Genomic DNA, 18,971 nt, shown 5'->3' on the forward strand with positions numbered 1-18,971 from the left:
GCGATGACGCCAATCGACGCCAAGCGCCCGCTGCAGCTCAATGACCAGGGCCAGCTGCGCCACTTCCTCTCGCTTGACGGTTTGCCCCGCGAACTGCTCACCGAGATCCTCGACACCGCCGACTCCTTCCTGGAAGTCGGTGCCCGGGCCGTGAAAAAAGTCCCTTTGCTGCGCGGCAAGACCGTGTGCAACGTGTTCTTCGAGAACTCGACCCGTACCCGCACCACCTTCGAGCTGGCAGCCCAGCGCCTGTCTGCCGACGTGATCAGCCTGAATGTGTCGACGTCCTCGACCAGCAAGGGCGAGACCTTGTTCGACACCCTGCGCAACCTCGAAGCCATGGCCGCCGACATGTTCGTCGTGCGCCACTCCGACTCGGGGGCTGCGCATTTCATCGCCGAGCACGTGTGCCCGCACGTTGCCGTGATCAACGGTGGTGACGGCCGCCATGCGCACCCGACCCAGGGCATGCTCGACATGCTGACCATCCGTCGCCACAAGGGCAGCTTCGAGAACCTGTCGGTAGCGATCGTCGGCGATATCCTGCACTCGCGGGTAGCCCGCTCCGACATGCTGGCGCTCAAGGCCCTGGGTTGCCCGGACATTCGCGTGATCGGGCCGAAAACCCTGATCCCGGTCGGTATCGAGCAGTACGGCGTGAAGGTCTACACCGACCTCGCCGAGGGCCTGAAGGATGTCGACGTGGTGATCATGCTGCGCCTGCAGCGTGAGCGCATGGCCGGTGGCCTGCTGCCCAGCGAAGGCGAGTTCTACCGCCTGTTCGGCCTGACCACCGCCCGCCTGGCCGGGGCCAAGCCGGATGCCATCGTCATGCACCCAGGCCCGATCAACCGGGGCGTGGAGATTGAATCGGCGGTGGCCGACGGCAAGCATTCGGTGATCCTCAACCAGGTTACCTACGGCATCGCTGTACGCATGGCAGTGCTGTCCATGGCCATGAGCGGGCAAAACGCGCAACGTCAATTCGACCAGGAGAACGCCCAGTGACCATCAGCATTCTTGGCGCCCGGGTCATCGACCCCAACAGCGGCCTGGACCAGGTCACCGACCTGCACCTGGACGGTGGCCGCATTGCTGCCATCGGCGCCGCCCCGGCCGGTTTCAGCGCCAGCCGCACGATCCAGGCGCAAGGCCTGGTTGCCGCGCCTGGCCTGGTCGACCTTGGCGTGTCCCTGCGCGAACCGGGCTTTAGCCGCAAAGGCAACATCGCCAGCGAAACCCGCGCAGCCGTGGCCGGTGGCGTGACCAGCCTGTGCTGCCCACCGCAAACCAAGCCGGTGCTGGACACCTCGGCCGTGGCCGAGCTGATTCTCGACCGTGCCCGCGAAGCGGCCAACAGCAAGGTCTACCCGATCGGCGCCCTGACCAAGGGCCTGGAAGGCGAGCAACTGGCGGAACTGGTGGCCCTGCGTGACACCGGCTGCGTGGCATTCGGCAACGGCCTGAAGGAAATCCCCAACAACCGTACCTTGGCCCGCGCCCTGGAGTATGCCGCCACCTTCGACCTGACCGTGGTGTTCCATTCCCAGGACCGCGACCTGGCCCAGGGCGGCCTGGCCCATGAAGGCGCCATGGCCAGCTTCCTTGGCTTGCCGGGCATTCCGGAAAGCGCCGAAACCGTGGCCTTGGCGCGCAACCTGCTGCTGGTCGAGCAGAGTGGCGTGCGCGCGCACTTCAGCCAGATCACCAGCGCCCGTGGCGCGCGCCTGATCGCCCAGGCCCAGGCACTTGGCCTGCCGGTAACCGCTGACGTGGCGCTGTACCAGCTGATTCTCACCGACGAGTCGCTGCGCGAGTTCTCCAGCCTGTACCACGTGCAGCCACCGCTGCGTACTGCTGCTGACCGTGACGGCCTGCGTGAAGCGGTCAAGTCTGGCGTGATCCAGGCGATTTCCAGCCACCACCAGCCGCACGAACGCGATGCCAAGCTGGCCCCTTTCGGTGCTACCGAACCGGGTATCAGCAGCGTCGAGTTGCTGCTGCCGCTGGCCATGACCCTGGTGCAGGACGGCCTGCTCGACCTGCCCACCTTGCTCGCCCGCCTGAGCAGCGGCCCGGCTGCCGCCCTGCGCCTGCCTGCGGGTGAGTTGAAAGCAGGCGGCGCGGCCGACCTGGTGCTGTTCGACCCGCAAGCCTCGACCGTTGCCGGCGAGCAATGGCTGTCGCGGGGTGAGAACTGCCCGTTCATCGGCCACTGCCTGCCGGGTGCAGTGCGTTATACCTTGGTCGATGGGCACGTTTGCCACGAGGCCTAAGGGCTAGCTGCAAGCTGCAAGTCGAAAGTCGAAAGTCGAAAGTCGAAAGTCGCAAGAAGAAGCAAGCCTCCCACGGATCTGCTTTTTCTTGCCGCTTGTAGCTTGTAGCTTGCAGCTTGCAGCTTGCAGCTTGCAGCTTGAAGAAGAAGCAAGCCACCCACCGATCTGCTTTTTCTTGTCGCTTGTAGCTTGAAGCTTGAAACTCTCCCCCCCACCCCCATATGAGTCTGCATCAGGCACTTTCGCCCCGCTGCGTGGAGACTCTCCCCTTGACCACCATCGTTTCTGTCCGCCGTAACGGCAAAGTCGTCATGGGCGGCGACGGCCAGGTATCCCTCGGCAACACGGTAATGAAAGGCAACGCCAAGAAAGTGCGCCGCCTGTACCACGGCCAGGTCATCGCCGGCTTCGCCGGTGCCACCGCCGACGCATTCACCCTGTTCGAGCGCTTTGAAGGGCAGCTGGAGAAACACCAGGGCCACCTGATCCGTGCTGCCGTCGAGCTGGCCAAGGAATGGCGTACCGACCGTTCCCTGAGCCGCCTGGAAGCCATGCTGGCCGTGGCCAACAAGGATGCCTCGCTGATCATCACCGGCAACGGCGACGTGGTCGAACCCGAAGATGGCTTGATCGCCATGGGTTCCGGTGGTGCCTACGCCCAGGCTGCCGCCCGCGCACTGCTGAACAAGACCGACCTCTCGGCCCGTGAAATCGCCGAGACCGCCCTGAACATCGCCGGCGACATCTGCGTGTTCACCAACCATAACCTGACCATCGAGGAGCAGGACCTGGCCGACTGACTCAGCTGTTCTGGCGCCCCATCCCGGTGATGGGGCTTTTCCACGCTGACTCATCTGCCCAAGGACCCAATTGATCATGTCCATGACCCCCCGCGAGATCGTCCACGAACTCAACCGCCACATCATCGGCCAGGACGACGCCAAGCGCGCCGTGGCCATTGCCCTGCGCAACCGCTGGCGGCGGATGCAGCTGCCGGCTGAGCTGCGCGCCGAAGTGACGCCGAAGAACATCCTGATGATCGGCCCGACCGGTGTCGGCAAGACCGAAATCGCCCGCCGCCTGGCCAAGCTGGCCAACGCCCCGTTCCTCAAGGTCGAAGCCACCAAGTTCACCGAAGTCGGCTACGTCGGCCGTGACGTCGAGTCGATCATCCGCGACCTGGCCGATGCCGCACTGAAGATGCTGCGCGAGCAGGAGATCATCCGTGTGCGCCACCGCGCCGAAGACGCCGCCGAAGACCGTATTCTCGATGCCCTGCTGCCGCAGGCGCGGGTGACCAGCTTCAACGAGGAAGCCGCGCAGACCAGTAGCGACTCCAACACCCGCCAGCTGTTCCGCAAGCGCCTGCGCGAAGGCCAGCTGGATGACAAGGAAATCGAGATCGAAGTCGCCGATGCCGTAGGTGTCGAAATTGCCGCGCCGCCCGGCATGGAAGAAATGACCAACCAGCTGCAAAGCCTGTTCGCCAACATGGGCAAGGGCAAGCGCAAGGCGCGCAAGCTGAAGGTCAAAGAAGCGCTGAAGATGGTCCGCGATGAAGAAGCGGGCCGCCTGGTCAACGAGGAAGAGCTCAAGGCCAAGGCCCTGGAAGCGGTCGAGCAGCACGGTATCGTGTTCATCGACGAAATCGACAAGGTCGCCAAGCGCGGCAATGTGGGCGGTGCCGATGTGTCCCGTGAAGGCGTGCAGCGCGACCTGCTGCCGCTGATCGAAGGCTGCACCGTCAACACCAAGCTGGGTATGGTCAAGACCGACCACATCCTGTTCATTGCCTCGGGCGCGTTCCACCTGAGCAAGCCCAGCGACCTGGTACCCGAGCTGCAAGGCCGCCTGCCGATCCGTGTAGAGCTCAAGGCACTGACCCCGGAAGACTTCGAGCGTATTTTGCGCGAGCCGCACGCTTCGCTGACCGAGCAGTACCAGGCGCTGCTGAAAACCGAAGGCCTGAACATCGAGTTCGTCGCCGACGGCATCAAGCGCCTGGCCGAAATTGCCTATCAGGTCAACGAGAAAACCGAGAACATCGGTGCCCGTCGCCTGCATACCCTGCTGGAGCGCCTGCTTGAAGAGGTGTCGTTCAGTGCCGGTGACCTGGCCAGCGCCCATGACGAAACGCCGATCCAGATCGACGCGGCCTATGTGAACAGCCACCTGGGTGAGCTGGCGCAGAACGAAGACCTGTCGCGTTACATCCTGTAAGCGGCAAGCTGCAAGCGACGAGCTGTTAGGCGTCGCTTGCAGCACCGCAAAACATGGCCGTTACATGTCTTGGCCATCTCCTCTTGCAGCTTGAGGCTCGAAGCTTGAAGCTTGAGTCTTGTCGCCAAGAAGAGATTCAGCCCATGGCCCGCATGCCCACCGCCATCAACCTGCACAAAGCCTCGAAAACCCTCAGCCTTACCTATGCGCCCGGTGAGGTCTACACCCTGCCCGCCGAGTTCCTGCGCGTGCACTCCCCCTCCGCCGAGGTCCAGGGCCACGGCAACCCCATTCTGCAATTCGGCAAGCTCAACGTCGGCCTCAGCGGCATCGAGCCAGCCGGCCAATATGCACTGAAACTGACCTTCGACGACGGCCATGACAGCGGCCTGTTCACCTGGGAATACCTGGAACAGCTGTGCCTGCGCCAAAACGAGCTGTGGGCCGAATACCTCGACGAGCTGCACAAGGCCGGCAAGTCCCGCGACCCGGCGGAGTCGGTCGTCAAATTCATGCTCTAGCGCAAGGGCTGCAAGGTTTAGAGCGCATTTTCTAGTTTCATCTGTTTGAATGATTGGCAGACGGCCCAGTGACGGGCTGTCTTGCGCATTACATGAAAGTCGGGTAACCAATGTGAGTGGCAAGTTCCCTGCATCACGCTGCAGGTATTCAGAACCCCGCAGCACCGCTGTTCCTTATCACTGGTCACCCGAGTAGCAGTACCGGGCTCAGGGCTGTGCCCCCGTCACAGCAACCGGTACTCGTCTCAGGACAACGGAGCGTCGTAGATGAGTAACAAGAACAACGATGAGCTGCAGCGGCAGGCCTCGGAAAACACCCTGGGGCTGAACCCGATCATCGGCATTCGCCGCAAAGACCTGCTGAGTTCGGCACGCACCGTATTGCGTCAGGCCGTGCGCCAACCGCTGCACAGCGCAAAGCACGTGGCCCATTTTGGCCTGGAACTGAAAAACGTCCTGCTGGGCAAGTCCAGCCTGGCCCCGGAAAGCGACGACCGACGCTTCAACGACCCGGCCTGGAGCAGCAACCCACTGTACCGCCGCTACCTGCAGACGTATCTGGCCTGGCGCAACGAACTGCAGGACTGGATCGGCAGCAGTGACCTGTCACCTCAGGACATCAGCCGCGGCCAGTTCGTCATCAACCTGATGACCGAAGCCATGGCGCCGACCAACACTTTGTCCAACCCGGCGGCGGTCAAGCGCTTCTTCGAGACCGGTGGCAAGAGCCTGCTCGACGGCTTGTCCAACCTGGCCAAGGACATGGTCAACAACGGCGGCATGCCTAGCCAGGTGAACATGGACGCCTTCGAGGTGGGCAAGAACCTGGGCACCAGCGAAGGCGCGGTGGTGTACCGCAATGATGTGCTGGAACTGATCCAGTACAGCCCGATCACCGAACAGGTGCACGCCCGGCCACTGCTGGTGGTGCCGCCGCAGATCAACAAGTTCTACGTATTCGACCTGAGCCCGGAAAAGAGCCTGGCTCGTTTTTGCCTGCGCTCGCAGCAGCAAACCTTCATCATCAGCTGGCGCAACCCGACCAAGGCCCAGCGTGAATGGGGCTTGTCCACCTACATCGACGCACTCAAGGAAGCCGTCGACGCCGTATTGGCGATTACCGGCAGCAAGGACCTGAACATGCTCGGTGCCTGCTCTGGCGGCATCACCTGCACGGCACTGGTAGGGCACTACGCAGCCCTCGGCGAGCACAAGGTCAATGCCCTGACCCTGCTGGTCAGCGTGCTGGACACCACGATGGATACCCAGGTGGCGCTGTTCGTCGACGAGCAGACCCTGGAAGCCGCCAAGCGCCACTCCTACCAGGCCGGTGTGCTGGAAGGCAGCGAGATGGCCAAGGTGTTCGCCTGGATGCGCCCCAACGACCTGATCTGGAACTACTGGGTGAACAACTACCTGCTCGGCAACGAGCCGCCGGTGTTCAACATCCTGTTCTGGAACAACGACACCACGCGCCTGCCCGCCGCCTTCCATGGCGACCTGATCGAAATGTTCAAGACCAACCCGCTGACGCGCCCCAACGCCCTGGAAGTGTGCGGCACCCCCATCGATCTGAAAAACGTGCAGTGCGACATTTTCAGCGTGGCGGGTACCGCTGACCACATTACCCCGTGGCAGTCGTGCTACCGCTCGGCCCACCTGTTCGGGGGCAAGATCGAGTTCGTGCTGTCCAACAGCGGGCATATCCAGAGCATCCTCAACCCACCGGGCAACCCCAAGGCACGCTTCATGACCGGTGACGACCGCCCGGGTGATCCGCTGGCCTGGCAGGAAAATGCCACCAAGCATGCCGACTCCTGGTGGCTGCACTGGCAAGGCTGGCTGGCCGAGCGCGCAGGCGAACTGAAAAAAGCGCCGACCCGCCTGGGCAACCGTGCCTATGCTGCGGGCGAGGCGGCCCCAGGCACCTACGTTCACGAGCGTTGAGTGGCAGCGCCGTGGCGGCCCTCAGGGCGCCACGGTGTTCATTTCACCCAAGAGTCACGCGCATGACGCAACCGTATATCTTCCGGACCGTCGAGCTGGACAACCAGTCCATCCGCACCGCCGTCCGCCCCGGCAAGCCGCACTTGACGCCGCTGCTGATCTTCAATGGCATCGGCGCCAACCTGGAGCTGGTATTCCCGTTCATCGAAGCACTGGACCCGGACCTGGAAGTGATCGCTTTCGACGTTCCCGGTGTCGGCGGCTCGTCCACCCCGCGCCACCCGTATCGCTTCCCCGGGCTGGCCAAGCTGACGGCACGGATGCTCGATTACCTCGATTACGGCCAGGTCAATGTGATTGGGGTGTCCTGGGGCGGCGCCCTGGCCCAGCAGTTCGCCCACGACTACCCCGAACGCTGCAGGAAGCTGATACTCGCCGCCACTGCCGCCGGTGCCGTGATGGTACCCGGCAAGCCCAAGGTGCTGTGGATGATGGCCAGCCCCAGGCGCTATGTGCAGCCATCGCATGTCTTGCGCATTGCCCCGCTGATCTACGGTGGCGGTTTTCGCCGGGACCCAGAGCTGGCCATGCACCACGCAGCCAAGGTGCGCTCCGGCGGCAAGATGGGCTACTACTGGCAGCTGTTCGCCGGCCTGGGCTGGACCAGCATTCACTGGCTGCACAAGATCCAGCAGCCGACCCTGGTGCTGGCGGGCGACGACGACCCGCTGATCCCGCTGGTTAACATGCGCCTGCTGGCCTGGCGGATTCCCAACGCCGAGCTACATATTATCGACGACGGCCATTTGTTCCTGATTACCCGAGCCGAGGCTGTCGCGCCAATCATCATGAAGTTCCTGCAGCAAGAACGTCAGCGCGCCGTGATGCACCCGCGCCCGGCCTCGGGAGGGTAAGCGCCAGCACCGCGAAAGGGGCTATAACGCGCAATGGGTCAGACAAGGGAGTGTTGCCATGACAGACAAACCGGCCAAAGGATCGCAAACGGTCCCTGCCGGCAGAATGACCGTGCAGCATGCCATGCTCGGCCTGCGCGGCCGCGACCTGCTGGCCACGCTACGCAATGTCGGCCGCCACGGCCTGCGCCACCCGTTGCATACCGCCCATCACCTGCTGGCCCTTGGCGGGCAACTGGGGCGGGTGATGCTGGGCGATTCACCGCTTCAACCCAACCCGCGTGACAACCGGTTCAGCGACCCTGCATGGAGCCTGAACCCGTTCTACCGCCGAGGCCTGCAAGCCTACCTGGCCTGGCAGCAGCAGACCCGCCAGTGGATCGACGAAAGCCAGCTGCATGACGATGACCGGGCCCGCGCCCACGTTCTGTTCAACCTGCTCAACGATGCGCTGGCCCCCAGCAACTCGCTGCTCAACCCGCTGGCCGTGAAGGAACTGTTCAACACCGGTGGCCAGAGCCTGGTGCGCGGCCTGGCCCACCTGCTCGAAGACCTGCGCCACAACGATGGCCTGCCGCGCCAGGTCGATGAGCGGGCCTTCGACGTGGGCCGCAACCTGGCCGCCACCCCTGGGGCCGTGGTATTTCGCAACGAGCTGCTGGAGCTGATCCAGTACCGGCCGATGAGTGAAAAACAGCACAGCCGCCCGCTGTTGGTGGTGCCGCCGCAGATCAACAAGTTCTATATCTTCGACCTGAGCACGAACAACAGCTTCGTCCAGTACATGCTCAAGAACAACTTGCAAGTGTTCATGGTCAGCTGGCGCAACCCAGACCCGCGCCATCGTGAATGGGGCCTGTCCAGCTACGTGCAGGCGCTGGAAGAAGCCCTGGATGCCTGCCGCCGCATCAGCGGCAACCGCGACCCCAACCTCATGGGCGCTTGCGCCGGCGGCCTGACCATGGCCGCCTTGCAAGGCCACCTGCAAGCCAGGAACCAGTTGCGCCGGGTGCGCAGTGCCACCTACCTGGTCAGCCTGCTGGACAGCAAGTTCGACAGCCCGGCCAGCCTGTTCGCCGACGAGCAGACCCTGCAGGCAGCCAAACGCCGCTCTCACCAGCGCGGCGTGCTGGACGGCGCCGAAGTGGCGCGGGTGTTTGCCTGGATGCGCCCCAACGACCTGATCTGGAACTACTGGGTCAACAACTACCTGCTCGGCAAGACACCGCCTGCGTTCGACATTCTCTACTGGAACGCCGACAGCACGCGCCTGCCTGCCGCATTGCATGGCGACCTGCTGGATTTCTTCAAGCTCAACCCGTTGACCTACCCGGCCGGGCTGGAGGTCTGCGGCACGCCAATCGACCTGCAACAGGTCAGCGTGGACAGTTTTACCGTCGCCGGCAGCAACGACCACATCACCCCCTGGGACGCGGTGTACCGGTCGGCCTTGCTGCTGGGCGGTGAGCGCCGCTTCGTGCTGGCCAACAGCGGGCATATCCAGAGCATCATCAACCCGCCAGGCAACCCCAAGGCCTATTACCTGACCAACCCCAGCCTGAGCAGTGACCCGCGCGCATGGTTCCACGAGGCTACGCGCAGCGAGGGTAGCTGGTGGCCGTTGTGGCTGGCGTGGATCACCCAGCGCTCCGGTCCGCTCAAGGCGCCACGCAACGACCTGGGCAACGCCACCCACCCGCCCCTGGCCCCTGCGCCCGGCACCTATGTGCTGACCCGATGAGCAGACCGACCGGATGAAAACCCGCGATCGTATCCTTGAGTGCGCCCTGCAGCTGTTCAACCAGCAGGGCGAGCCGAACGTATCGACCCTGGAGATTGCCAACGAGCTGGGTATCAGCCCGGGCAACCTCTACTACCACTTCCACGGCAAGGAGCCCCTGGTACTGGGGTTGTTCGAGCGCTTCGAGGAAGCGCTGATGCCGCTGCTGGACCCGCCGCTGGAAGTGCGCCTGGATGCCGAGGACTACTGGCTGTTCCTGCACCTGATCGTCGAGCACATGGCGCAGTACCGGTTTCTGTTCCAGGACCTGTCGAACCTGACCGGGCGCCTGCCCAAGCTGGCCCGCGGCATGCGCAGCCTGATCAACGCCCTGAAGCGCACGCTGGCGGCACTGCTGGCCAGCCTCAAGGGCCAGGGCCTGGTACAGAGTGACACCCAGGCCTTGGGGCAACTGGTGGAACAGATCACCCTGACGCTGCTGTTCTCGCTGGATTACCAGCGGGTGCTGGGGCGCGAAGGGGATGTGGGGATCGTGGTGTACCAGGTGATGATGCTGGTGGCGCCGCACCTGCAGGCTCAGGCCAGGGGGGCAGCCGAGCAGTTGGCGATGAAGTATCTGGAGGACTAGCCCTGCAGGGGCTGTGCTGCCGCCGCCGACGCATTCGCGGGTGAACCCGCGCCTGCAGGGTTGTGCTGAACCTGAGGCGCGGGGCCACCCGCGAAGAGGGCGTTGCGGTATCAGATCAGGGTACCGGTCCCGTTGGCCGCCGACGGCGTGTTGCTGGCCGGGGCTGCAGCCGGGGCAGGGGCATCGGTTGCGGCAGGTGCAGCGCTGGCCGCCGGCTTGGCCGGTGCTTTCTTCGCTGCAGGCTTCCTGGCTGCTGCCGGTTTGGCTGCTGCCGGCTTTGCCGCAGGCTTGGCGGCGGGTTTCGCTGCTGCCGCCTTGCTTGCAGGTTTGGCAGCCGCAGGCTTGGTCGCAGGTTTTGCCGCGGCCGCCTTGGCTGCAGGTTTCGCCGCAGCGGTTTTGGCTGCGGGTTTGGCCGCTGCCGCCTTGGCCAGTGGCTTGGCTGCCGCCTTGCTGGCTGCCGGCTTGGCTGCGGCCCCTCGCGACGAAACCGGCGCCACCGAGGCACCGGTCAGCTTCTCGATCTGCTTGGTCAGGCTGTCTACCTGCTGGTGCAGGACCTTGATTTCGTTGCGGCTCGGTACACCCAGGCGCGAGATGGCGCTGTTCAGACGTTTATCGAAAGCCTCTTCGAGTTCGCTCCACTTGCCCAGCGCCCGGTCCTTCACGCCGGACACCCGCGAAGTGGTCGAAGACTTGGCGCTTTCGGCCACATCTTCGGCGCTCTTCTTGGCCTGCTTTTCGGCCTTCTCGCCATCTTTCACCAGCGAGTCGAAAAGCTTGGGGCCGTCCTGGTCGATCTTCGAATAGATACCCAGCCCCGCCAGCCAGATCTTGCGGGAGTACTTTTCGATCCCGCCGACCCAGGTGCTGCCTGCTTTGTCGGTATTCTTCTTGCCAGCCATCCTGCTCTCCTTATGGTTTGTGCGCGACGCGCTCAAGCAGCTCGTGCAGCTGTTCAAGCTTGATCGACAGCGCCTCAACGTCATGTTTAGACGGTATGCCAAGGCGATTCAAGGCGCGCCCTACCCGTGCGTCGAAAGCTTTTTCGATCTTGTCGAGTTGAATTTCAACCTTGCCACGTACGCGGCTCACTTCCTGGGCGGCGTCATCGATCTGCTGGTTGGCGGCGTCCAGCTCTTTATCAATGCGCTTCTTGCCCCGCTTCTCGACACCTTCGCCGGCCTTGACCAGCGCCTGGAAATAGTCGGCGCCTTCGTGGCCGACACGCGCATAGGCGCCGATGCCCGCCAGCCAGATCTTGCGTGCGTAACCCCGCACCTCACCCAGCGTGCCCGGCGCGTCCGCCTTTTTCTTCACATTCACTTTGGTCATGCTCTGTACCTCATGCTCATGAGTGGAGGAGGAACCGCCCATGGAGGGTGGGCTTGAGCATAAGGTAGAGGCAGGAATTAGAATCTTCACCCTAAGATCGGCGCACTGCTTTATCTACCACAGGGCCCAGATCATCAGTGACCTGCATCAACTCGTCGTCCGCAGGGACCGGCTCAGCGCAGACGATTTCGAAAGTACCCTGCTCGCCCAGCAAACCCTGCGCGGCAAGCATTTTCACGAAGCACTGCTGAGCCACGACAGCCTGGCTGCCGCCGGCCTGACGCCCGAACAACAGAAGGCGCCCCTGGAGAGCGCCCTTCGCGAATACAAGCTGGCCCTGAGCAATGCCCAGTACCTGCTTTCACGCAACATGCCTGCGGTGGACAGCAGCCAACTCGAGGCCTACATCGTTGAGCTCAATATACTGATAAGCCTGGGCGAGGATGACATGGCCAACCTGGCGGCCGCGACCGATCGCCAGGATGCAGTACCCGAGCAACCACTGACCCACAGGGCGCGCAAACAGCTCAAGCCCAATGACTTTCTGGATGTGTACGACATCTATCGCCTGCAGCCCAGGCAGATATCGCCTGCAGCCCAGGCAGAAGCTCTGGGAGGCGCACTTCCACTACACCACCGCCACCGCCAATGCCCGGCGCTTTGCCAAAGGCCATTTGAAGTTTCCGGAGGCCATGGGCCGCGACGAGCGCTTGCAACGGGCACAGGCTTCGGCGGAGCGTTGCCAGGTGTACCGGGGTGACCTGCGCCTGGACCAGATCGAAGACCTGATCCCGTTCCCCGCCAGCTGAATAAAGCGGGCGTCAGGCCAGTGCCTTGTCCAGCGCCCGCTCGATCTCGCCCTTGATGGTGCCGCTCATCATCGACAGCATCATGCCCAGTTTCAGCTCCACGCGGATGCTGTCTTCGCCGATCTGCACGCTACCCTTGGCGCCGCTGCGCGCCACATCGACCCGGTCACCGTTCCAGGTGGCCTGGAGGTCGTACTCGCGGCTGAGCTTGTCGACCAGCGCCTGGGCCTTGGCACGGGCGGCGTCACGGCCGAGGGAGTGTTTGCGTTCGACGCTGATCTGGGTCATGCAGGTGTTCCTGAAGATGTAGACATAATCGGCATTATGCCCGCCCCCGGCCACAGGCACACCCTGCCAAGACAAATCCGCCCGTTCGCCCTAGAATGGCGGTAATTTTTTCCGGTGAAGCGATATGAACGACCAGCGCAAAGGCGACCACGCCGAACCCACCACCCATTTCGGCTACCAGGACGTCCCTGAAAGCCAGAAAGCCAAGAAAGTTGCCGAGGTATTCCATTCGGTAGCTGCCAAGTACGACCTGATGAACGACGTGCTCTCCGGCGGCATGCACCGCCTGTGGAAGCGCTTCACCATCGAGCTCTCGGGTGTGCGCAGCGGCAACCGCGTGCTGGACATCGCCGGTGGTACCGGCGACCTTGCCGCCAAGTTTTCGCGCCTGGTCGGCCCGACCGGGCAAGTGGTACTGGCCGACATCAACGACTCGATGCTCAAGGTTGGCCGTGACCGCCTGCTGGACCGCGGCGTGGCCGGCAACATCGAATTCGTGCAGGCCGACGCGGAAAAGCTGCCGTTCCCGGACAACCACTTCGATTGCGTGACCATCGCCTTCGGCCTGCGCAACGTCACCCACAAGGATGCAGCCATCCGTTCGATGCTGCGTGTACTCAAGCCCGGTGGCCGCTTGCTGATCCTGGAGTTCTCCAAGCCGACCAACAAGCTCATGTCCAAGGCCTACGATGCCTACTCGTTCGCCTTCATGCCCCTGGCCGGCAAGCTGATCACCAACGACTCCGAAAGCTACCGTTACCTCGCCGAGTCGATCCGCATGCACCCCGACCAGGAAACCCTGAAAAGCATGATGGTCGAGGCCGGCTTCGACCGCGTCACCTACCACAACATGACCAGCGGCATTGTTGCCGTGCACCGGGGAATCAAGCCCTGATGCTGCTGGCCGGGCTGCTCGCCAGTGTCGAACAGGGCCTGAACCGCGTCCTGCGCATGGACAGCACGGCCCTGCCGCGGCTGGGCGCGCTGGCGGGCAAGGTCATCGAGATAGACTGCCGCCAACCGGCCTTGCAGGTGTTCATCCTGCCCGATGAAGAGGGCCTGATGCTCGCCGCCCACTGGGAAGGCGAGGTCGACTGCAGCCTGCGCGCCCCGGCCGGCAGCCTGGTGCAACTGGCCGTGACCAAGGACAAGACTGGCGTGTTGCACAGCCCGCAGGTCGAGCTGCACGGCGACAGCGCCGTGCTGCTCGACCTGTTCGGTGTGCTGCAGGACCTGGAACTGGACTGGGAGCACGAGTTGCAACGCTGGCTCGGCCCGGTGGCCACGGCCATGCTGGCCGGCCACATCCGCCTGCGCGCACGCTGGACCCGCCAGGGCCTGGCGCGCTTCAGCCAGAATTTGTCCGAGTACCTGGCCGAAGAGTCGCGCACGCTGGTCGGCAAGCGCGAAGCCGAGGCTGCCTTCAGCGAACTCGATGCCCTGAAACTCGACACCGAACGCCTTGAGGCGCGCCTCAAGCGCCTTTCCCGATCCCTTGATTCCAGCGATAACGCATGAAGCTGCTCGCCGTCCGCCGCCTTTTCCGCATTCAGCGTGTGGTCATCCGCTACCGCCTGGATGACCTGCTGTTCGATCAACCCCTGCTGCCCTGGTGGCTGGCCAGCCTGCGCCTGCTGATGCCGTGGCGCTGGCTGCCACGCAAGCCGTCCGAGCTCAACCGTGGCGCACGTCTGCGCCTGGCGCTGCAGGACCTGGGGCCGATCTTCATCAAGTTCGGCCAGTTGCTGTCCACCCGCCGCGACCTGCTGCCCCCCGACATCGCCGACGAGCTGATGCTGCTGCAGGACCGCGTGCCGCCATTCGACCCGAAACACGCCGTGGCGTTGATCGAAGCGCAACTGGGTGCCAAGGTGGGCGAGCTGTTCAGCCGCTTCGACGTCGAGCCGCTGGCCTCGGCCTCGGTCGCCCAGGTGCATGCCGCGCGCCTGAAAACGGGCGAAGAGGTGGTGGTCAAGGTGGTACGCCCCGGCCTCAAGCCGGTCATCGCCCAGGACCTGGCCTGGCTGTTCCTGATTGCCAAGGCCGCCGAGCGCGCCTCGGCCGATGCCCGCCGCCTGCACCCGGTGGACATCGTCGGCGACTACGAAAAAACCATCTACGACGAGCTCGACCTGTTGCGCGAAGCGGCCAATGCCAGCCAGCTGCGGCGTAACTTCGAAGGGTCCGAGCTGATGTACGTGCCCCAGGTGTACTGGGACCTGTGCCGCCCCAAGGTGCTGGTCATGGAGCGCATCTATGGCGTGCCCGTGACCGACATGGCTACCCTGGCCGACCAGCGCACCGACATGAAGCTGCTGGCCGAACGGGGTGTGGAGGTGTTCTTCACCCAGGTGTTCCGCGACAGCTTCTTCCATGCCGACATGCACCCGGGCAACATCTTCGTCAGCACGGTCAAACCGTGGAGCCCGCAGTACATCGCCATCGACTGCGGGATCGTCGGCAGCCTCACCGCCGAAGACCAGGACTACCTGGCGCGCAACCTGTTTGCCTTCTTCAAGCGCGACTACCGGCGTGTGGCCGAGCTGCACATCGATTCGGGCTGGGTCCCGGCGCATACCAAGGTCAACGAATTCGAAGCCGCGATCCGCACCGTGTGCGAACCGATCTTCGAAAAACCGTTAAAGGATATTTCCTTCGGCCAGGTGCTGATGCGCCTGTTCCAGACCGCACGGCGCTTCAACATGGAAGTGCAGCCGCAGTTGGTGCTGCTGCAAAAAACCTTGCTCAACATCGAAGGCCTAGGCCGCCAGCTGTACCCTGACCTGGACCTGTGGAGCACCGCCAAGCCCTACCTGGAACGCTGGATGCGCGAGCGCTACAGCCCCAAGGCCATGTTCGGCAACCTGCACAGCCATGTCGAGCAGTTGCCGCACCTGGCCGGTATGACCCGCGACCTGCTCGAACGCCTGTCGCAACCGCATTTGCATGACCCGCAACTGCCAGAGCGCCGCAAGGGCGACCGCTGGGCGCTGCGCCTGCTGGGTGCCGGCCTGCTGGGCGGGGGCGCGGTACTGGCCGCGGGTGCTGCCGAGGCCGCCAGCCTGGCCGCGCCTGCAGCCTGGCCAGCCTGGCTGATGCTGGCCGCCGGCCTTTACCTGATCGTGCGCCAATAGCCAGCCGCGCCTGTGGCTGGCACACTAGCGCAAATGGCCCGGTACAGGAGCGGGCTCGCTTTGGAGTCGACGATGAAAGACTGGCTGGACGAGATCAAGTGGAACAGCGATGGCCTGGTGCCAGCGATCGCCCAGGACCACAAGACCGGACGGGTGCTGATGATGGCCTGGATGAACCGCGAATCGCTGGCGCTCACGGCCGCCGAGCAACGCGCCATCTACTGGTCGCGCTCGCGTGGCAAGCTGTGGCGCAAGGGCGAAGAGTCCGGGCATGTGCAGAAGCTGCATGAGCTGCGCCTGGACTGCGACGCCGACGTCATCATCCTGATGGTCGAGCAACTGGGCCATATTGCCTGCCATACCGGCCGTGAAAGCTGTTTCTATCGCGTCTACGAAGACGGCCAGTGGAACATCGTCGACCCGGTCCTCAAGGACCCGGGTGCCATCTACAGCGCAGGACACTGACATGAGCGACACCCTCAACCGCCTGGCCGCCGTGCTTGAAGAACGCAAGCAAGCGGCGCCCGACAGCTCCTATGTGGCCAGCCTGTACCACAAGGGCCTGAACAAGATCCTTGAAAAGCTCGGCGAAGAGTCGGTCGAAACCATCATCGCCGCCAAGGACGCCGCGCACAGCAAGGATTACAGCGATGTCATCTACGAAACCGCCGACCTGTGGTTTCATAGCCTGGTGATGCTCAGCGCGCTGGGCCAGCATCCGCAAGCGGTGCTGGACGAACTGGAGCGCCGCTTCGGGCTGTCCGGGCATGATGAGAAGGCTGCGCGAACGCCTTCTGCCTGATGCATTTGCGGGGGGCGCCGGGCGCCCCTGAAGCTTCACTGACATTTTTTCAGGAGTACGAAATGGGTATCTTTGACTGGAAACACTGGATCGTCCTGCTGGTGGTCGTGGTGCTGGTATTCGGCACCAAGAAGCTGAAGAACTTCGGCAGTGACCTGGGCGAGTCGATCAAGGGCTTCCGCAAGGCCATGAACGATGAAGAGCACAAGCCGGCCGAGCAAACCCCGCCGCCTGCCCAGCCTGTGCCGCCGGTGCAGAACACCGCCCAGCCGCAGCCAGGCCACACCATCGAGGGCCAGGCACAGCCGGTCCAAGAGCCACAGCGGAAAGACTGACCCATGTTCGGCATCAGTTTCAGCGAGCTGCTGCTCGTCGGCCTGGTCGCCCTGTTGGTGCTCGGCCCCGAGCGCCTGCCAGGCGCCGCCCGCACCGCAGGTTTGTGGATCGGGCGGCTCAAGCGCAGCTTCAACAGCATCAAGATGGAAGTGGAGCGTGAAATCGGCGCCGACGACATCCGCCGTCAGCTGCACAACGAGCACATCCTGCAGATGGAAGAGGAAGCCAAGCGCATCCTCAACCCGCTGACGCCACCGGCACAGCCGCCCGTGACCACCGCCACCGTGCAGCCACCCGCCGGGGTCGCAGCCAGGCCAGTGGAAACACCGGCCACCCCGGGCACAACCACTGAACCGCCTCAACCGCCGCGAGCCCCATGAGCGAGAATCCGGAACACGACCAGCCAATGCCGCTGGTTTCGCACCTGACCGAACTGCGCACCCGCCTGCTGCGCTGCGTTGCGGTCATTTTCCTGATCTTTGCCGGGCTGTTCTCCTTCGCCCAGCAGATCTACACCCTGGTCTCCGCCCCCCTGCGTGATCACTTGCCGGCCAACGCAACGATGATCGCCACCGACGTGGCCTCGCCGTTCCTCACGCCGTTCAAGCTGACCATGATCGTGTCGCTGTTCCTGGCCATCCCCTTCATCCTCCAGCAGATCTGGGGCTTCATCGCGCCTGGGCTGTACCGCCACGAAAAGCGCATCGCGATCCCGCTGCTGGTGTCGAGCATCCTGCTGTTCTATGCCGGTATGGCGTTCGCCTATTTCCTGGTGTTCCCGCTGATGTTCAAGTTCTTCGCGGCAGCCACCCCGGCAGGCGTGGCCATGATGACCGACATCGCCAACTACCTCGATTTCGTGATGACGTTGTTCTTCGCCTTTGGCGTGGCCTTCGAGATCCCGGTGGCGGTGGTGCTGCTGGTGTGGATCGGCGTGGTCGACGTGAAGTACCTGAAGAAGATCCGCCCTTACGTGATCATCGGCTGCTTCGTGGTCGGCATGATCCTCACGCCACCGGACATCTTCTCGCAGACCCTGCTGGCCGTACCCATGTGGTTGTTGTTCGAAGTCGGCGTGCTGTGCGGCAGCCTGGTGCGCAAGCGCAGTGCCCACGACGAAACTGCCGACGATTCCAACGACCAGCCGCCAGCGACTCAACCGTGAACCTGCTGCTGCTTGAACAGGCCGACTTCGTTGCGGCCGACCGCGTTGTGCTGGCTGACCGGCGCTTCACCCACATGCAGGAAATCCACCGCGTGGCGGTCGGCGACCAGCTGCGCGTGGGCCGCGTCAACGGCTTGATGGGCAAGGCCACGGTGCTGCGCCTGGCACCGCACCAGGCCGAGCTGGAGGTAGCCTTCGACCAGCAACCGCCGGCCAAACTGCCGCTGACCCTGGTGCTGGCTGTACCCCGCCCGAAGATGCTGCGCCGGCTGTTCCAGACCGTGGCCACACTGGGTGTACCGCGGCTGATCCTGCTGAACAGCTACAAGGTCGAGAAAAGCTTCTGGCAAACGCCGTTCCTGCAGCCGGAGAGCATTCGGGACAACCTGATCCTCGGCCTGGAACAGGCCCGCGACACGGTACTGCCCGAGGTGATCATCGAGAAGCGCTTCAAGCCGTTCGTCGAAGACCGCCTGCCCGCGATCGCTGCTGGTACCCTGGGCCTGGTCGGTCACCCCGGCCCGTACCCTGCCTGCCCGCGCGCCGTGGACCAGCCCGTGACCCTGGCCATCGGCCCCGAAGGTGGCTGGATTCCTTACGAAATCGACCTGCTGGGCAAGGCAGGCCTGGCGCCCGTGCAGCTGGGTGAGCGCATTCTGCGCGTGGAAACGGCCGTCACTGCGCTGCTTTCGCGCATTTTCTGACGCAAACGCCACCTAATCGCCCATCAAGTTTCCCCTTCCCGGGCCGATGGCCTTGGCAACACAACAAAGTTTCGTGCTGCCAAGCCGACCGGGAGTCTACATGTATCAATGGTTAGCCCAATCGCTGGGCAATATGAGCGTGAACCGCAAACTG

The 18,971-nt window shown here is 63.8% G+C and carries 22 protein-coding genes; 19 read left to right on the forward strand and 3 right to left on the reverse strand.

What is annotated here, in order from left to right:
* Window positions 1–3: 3 nt before the first annotated feature.
* The 9 genes from L1P09_RS23155 (at window position 4) to L1P09_RS23195 (ending at window position 10,247) form a co-directional block, all read left to right on the forward strand.
* A complete protein-coding gene (locus L1P09_RS23155) occupies window positions 4–1,008 on the forward strand; it encodes an aspartate carbamoyltransferase catalytic subunit (protein ID WP_009684474.1) in 1,005 nt (334 codons plus the stop codon).
* Window positions 1,005–2,276 carry a dihydroorotase gene (locus L1P09_RS23160; protein WP_029887681.1) on the forward strand — a complete coding sequence of 424 codons (1,272 nt, stop codon included), beginning with the start codon at window positions 1,005–1,007 and terminating at the stop codon, window positions 2,274–2,276. Before L1P09_RS23155 ends, L1P09_RS23160 begins: the two co-directional genes overlap by 4 nt.
* 269 nt (window positions 2,277–2,545) lie before the next feature.
* Window positions 2,546–3,076, forward strand: coding sequence for an ATP-dependent protease subunit HslV (gene hslV, locus L1P09_RS23165; RefSeq protein WP_009682353.1), 531 nt, complete (start codon window positions 2,546–2,548; stop codon window positions 3,074–3,076).
* 76 nt (window positions 3,077–3,152) lie between these two features.
* Window positions 3,153–4,496, forward strand: coding sequence for an ATP-dependent protease ATPase subunit HslU (gene hslU, locus L1P09_RS23170; RefSeq protein ID WP_009682354.1), 1,344 nt, complete (start codon window positions 3,153–3,155; stop codon window positions 4,494–4,496).
* A gap of 143 nt (window positions 4,497–4,639) precedes the next feature.
* Window positions 4,640–5,017 carry a gamma-butyrobetaine hydroxylase-like domain-containing protein gene (locus L1P09_RS23175; RefSeq protein ID WP_029886361.1) on the forward strand — a complete coding sequence of 126 codons (378 nt, stop codon included), beginning with the start codon at window positions 4,640–4,642 and terminating at the stop codon, window positions 5,015–5,017.
* Window positions 5,018–5,284: 267 nt separating this feature from the next.
* The gene (gene phaC / locus L1P09_RS23180) at window positions 5,285–6,964 is read left to right on the forward strand and encodes a class II poly(R)-hydroxyalkanoic acid synthase (protein ID WP_235768153.1); all 1,680 of its coding nucleotides are present in this window, start codon (window positions 5,285–5,287) and stop codon (window positions 6,962–6,964) included.
* Window positions 6,965–7,026: 62 nt separating this feature from the next.
* Entirely contained in the window at window positions 7,027–7,878 is an 852-nt protein-coding gene (gene phaZ, locus L1P09_RS23185) for a poly(3-hydroxyalkanoate) depolymerase (protein ID WP_029886363.1), read from the forward strand.
* Window positions 7,879–7,936: 58 nt separating this feature from the next.
* Window positions 7,937–9,619: a class II poly(R)-hydroxyalkanoic acid synthase gene (gene phaC / locus L1P09_RS23190; protein ID WP_054905289.1), complete on the forward strand. Its 1,683-nt coding sequence runs from the start codon at window positions 7,937–7,939 to the stop codon at window positions 9,617–9,619.
* Window positions 9,620–9,632: 13 nt separating this feature from the next.
* Complete coding sequence (locus L1P09_RS23195; RefSeq protein WP_029886365.1) at window positions 9,633–10,247, forward strand: TetR/AcrR family transcriptional regulator; 615 nt, start codon at window positions 9,633–9,635, stop codon at window positions 10,245–10,247.
* A 110-nt stretch (window positions 10,248–10,357) separates the two neighbouring features.
* Here L1P09_RS23195 and L1P09_RS23200 read toward each other — a convergent pair whose 3' ends face one another.
* Both L1P09_RS23200 and L1P09_RS23205 read right to left on the reverse strand, forming a co-directional pair.
* Window positions 10,358–11,149: a phasin family protein gene (locus L1P09_RS23200; protein WP_235768154.1), complete on the reverse strand. Its 792-nt coding sequence runs from the start codon at window positions 11,147–11,149 to the stop codon at window positions 10,358–10,360.
* Between the two features lie 10 nt (window positions 11,150–11,159).
* Window positions 11,160–11,579 carry a phasin family protein gene (locus tag L1P09_RS23205; RefSeq protein WP_235768155.1) on the reverse strand — a complete coding sequence of 140 codons (420 nt, stop codon included), beginning with the start codon at window positions 11,577–11,579 and terminating at the stop codon, window positions 11,160–11,162.
* Window positions 11,580–11,619: 40 nt separating this feature from the next.
* Between L1P09_RS23205 and L1P09_RS23210 the strand changes: the two genes are divergently transcribed.
* The gene (locus tag L1P09_RS23210; RefSeq protein ID WP_232892238.1) at window positions 11,620–12,339 is read left to right on the forward strand and encodes a hypothetical protein; all 720 of its coding nucleotides are present in this window, start codon (window positions 11,620–11,622) and stop codon (window positions 12,337–12,339) included.
* A 61-nt stretch (window positions 12,340–12,400) separates the two neighbouring features.
* Here L1P09_RS23210 and L1P09_RS23215 read toward each other — a convergent pair whose 3' ends face one another.
* Window positions 12,401–12,676, reverse strand: a complete 276-nt coding sequence (locus L1P09_RS23215; protein ID WP_009682366.1) for a polyhydroxyalkanoic acid system family protein — start codon at window positions 12,674–12,676, stop codon at window positions 12,401–12,403.
* A gap of 124 nt (window positions 12,677–12,800) precedes the next feature.
* Here L1P09_RS23215 and ubiE point away from each other — a divergent pair, with 124 nt between their 5' ends.
* From ubiE to L1P09_RS23260, 9 genes are all read left to right on the forward strand, one after another.
* On the forward strand, window positions 12,801–13,571 hold the full coding sequence (ubiE, locus tag L1P09_RS23220; protein WP_009682367.1) for a bifunctional demethylmenaquinone methyltransferase/2-methoxy-6-polyprenyl-1,4-benzoquinol methylase UbiE: 771 nt from the start codon (window positions 12,801–12,803) through the stop codon (window positions 13,569–13,571).
* Window positions 13,571–14,194: a ubiquinone biosynthesis accessory factor UbiJ gene (locus tag L1P09_RS23225; protein WP_054905292.1), complete on the forward strand. Its 624-nt coding sequence runs from the start codon at window positions 13,571–13,573 to the stop codon at window positions 14,192–14,194. The genes ubiE and L1P09_RS23225 overlap by 1 nt, the downstream gene beginning before the upstream one ends.
* Window positions 14,191–15,810 (forward strand): ubiquinone biosynthesis regulatory protein kinase UbiB, encoded by a 1,620-nt coding sequence (gene ubiB / locus L1P09_RS23230; RefSeq protein ID WP_054905293.1) that lies wholly within the window; start codon window positions 14,191–14,193, stop codon window positions 15,808–15,810. Before L1P09_RS23225 ends, ubiB begins: the two co-directional genes overlap by 4 nt.
* Before the next feature lie 72 nt (window positions 15,811–15,882).
* Complete coding sequence (gene hisI / locus L1P09_RS23235; RefSeq protein WP_054905294.1) at window positions 15,883–16,275, forward strand: phosphoribosyl-AMP cyclohydrolase; 393 nt, start codon at window positions 15,883–15,885, stop codon at window positions 16,273–16,275.
* 1 nt (window position 16,276) lies between these two features.
* Window positions 16,277–16,612, forward strand: coding sequence for a phosphoribosyl-ATP diphosphatase (locus L1P09_RS23240; RefSeq protein WP_009684306.1), 336 nt, complete (start codon window positions 16,277–16,279; stop codon window positions 16,610–16,612).
* A gap of 62 nt (window positions 16,613–16,674) precedes the next feature.
* Complete coding sequence (locus L1P09_RS23245) at window positions 16,675–16,947, forward strand: twin-arginine translocase TatA/TatE family subunit (protein ID WP_029886370.1); 273 nt, start codon at window positions 16,675–16,677, stop codon at window positions 16,945–16,947.
* 3 nt (window positions 16,948–16,950) lie between these two features.
* Window positions 16,951–17,328 (forward strand): Sec-independent protein translocase protein TatB, encoded by a 378-nt coding sequence (gene tatB, locus L1P09_RS23250; protein WP_009684305.1) that lies wholly within the window; start codon window positions 16,951–16,953, stop codon window positions 17,326–17,328.
* Entirely contained in the window at window positions 17,325–18,113 is a 789-nt protein-coding gene (tatC, locus tag L1P09_RS23255; protein WP_009684304.1) for a twin-arginine translocase subunit TatC, read from the forward strand. Before tatB ends, tatC begins: the two co-directional genes overlap by 4 nt.
* Window positions 18,110–18,817, forward strand: a complete 708-nt coding sequence (locus tag L1P09_RS23260; protein WP_054905295.1) for a 16S rRNA (uracil(1498)-N(3))-methyltransferase — start codon at window positions 18,110–18,112, stop codon at window positions 18,815–18,817. The genes tatC and L1P09_RS23260 overlap by 4 nt, the downstream gene beginning before the upstream one ends.
* Window positions 18,818–18,971 lie beyond the last annotated feature (154 nt).

Source organism: Pseudomonas juntendi (assembly GCF_021560075.1).
Taxonomy (GTDB): Bacteria; Pseudomonadota; Gammaproteobacteria; order Pseudomonadales; family Pseudomonadaceae; genus Aquipseudomonas; species Aquipseudomonas juntendi.

Excerpts from the sequence above, each read along its gene's own strand:
- L1P09_RS23155 (WP_009684474.1), top strand. The coding sequence starts at position 4 with ATGACGCCAATCGACGCCAAGCGCCCGCTGCAGCTCAATGACCAGGGC.
- hslU (WP_009682354.1), top strand. The coding sequence starts at position 3,153 with ATGTCCATGACCCCCCGCGAGATCGTCCACGAACTCAACCGCCACATC.
- L1P09_RS23175 (WP_029886361.1), top strand. The coding sequence starts at position 4,640 with ATGGCCCGCATGCCCACCGCCATCAACCTGCACAAAGCCTCGAAAACC.
- phaC (WP_235768153.1), top strand. The coding sequence starts at position 5,285 with ATGAGTAACAAGAACAACGATGAGCTGCAGCGGCAGGCCTCGGAAAAC.
- phaZ (WP_029886363.1), top strand. The coding sequence starts at position 7,027 with ATGACGCAACCGTATATCTTCCGGACCGTCGAGCTGGACAACCAGTCC.
- phaC (WP_054905289.1), top strand. The coding sequence starts at position 7,937 with ATGACAGACAAACCGGCCAAAGGATCGCAAACGGTCCCTGCCGGCAGA.
- L1P09_RS23195 (WP_029886365.1), top strand. The coding sequence starts at position 9,633 with ATGAAAACCCGCGATCGTATCCTTGAGTGCGCCCTGCAGCTGTTCAAC.
- L1P09_RS23200 (WP_235768154.1), bottom strand. The coding sequence starts at position 11,149 with ATGGCTGGCAAGAAGAATACCGACAAAGCAGGCAGCACCTGGGTCGGC.
- L1P09_RS23205 (WP_235768155.1), bottom strand. The coding sequence starts at position 11,579 with ATGACCAAAGTGAATGTGAAGAAAAAGGCGGACGCGCCGGGCACGCTG.
- L1P09_RS23210 (WP_232892238.1), top strand. The coding sequence starts at position 11,620 with ATGGAGGGTGGGCTTGAGCATAAGGTAGAGGCAGGAATTAGAATCTTC.
- L1P09_RS23215 (WP_009682366.1), bottom strand. The coding sequence starts at position 12,676 with ATGACCCAGATCAGCGTCGAACGCAAACACTCCCTCGGCCGTGACGCC.
- ubiE (WP_009682367.1), top strand. The coding sequence starts at position 12,801 with ATGAACGACCAGCGCAAAGGCGACCACGCCGAACCCACCACCCATTTC.
- L1P09_RS23225 (WP_054905292.1), top strand. The coding sequence starts at position 13,571 with ATGCTGCTGGCCGGGCTGCTCGCCAGTGTCGAACAGGGCCTGAACCGC.
- ubiB (WP_054905293.1), top strand. The coding sequence starts at position 14,191 with ATGAAGCTGCTCGCCGTCCGCCGCCTTTTCCGCATTCAGCGTGTGGTC.
- hisI (WP_054905294.1), top strand. The coding sequence starts at position 15,883 with ATGAAAGACTGGCTGGACGAGATCAAGTGGAACAGCGATGGCCTGGTG.
- L1P09_RS23240 (WP_009684306.1), top strand. The coding sequence starts at position 16,277 with ATGAGCGACACCCTCAACCGCCTGGCCGCCGTGCTTGAAGAACGCAAG.
- L1P09_RS23245 (WP_029886370.1), top strand. The coding sequence starts at position 16,675 with ATGGGTATCTTTGACTGGAAACACTGGATCGTCCTGCTGGTGGTCGTG.
- tatB (WP_009684305.1), top strand. The coding sequence starts at position 16,951 with ATGTTCGGCATCAGTTTCAGCGAGCTGCTGCTCGTCGGCCTGGTCGCC.
- tatC (WP_009684304.1), top strand. The coding sequence starts at position 17,325 with ATGAGCGAGAATCCGGAACACGACCAGCCAATGCCGCTGGTTTCGCAC.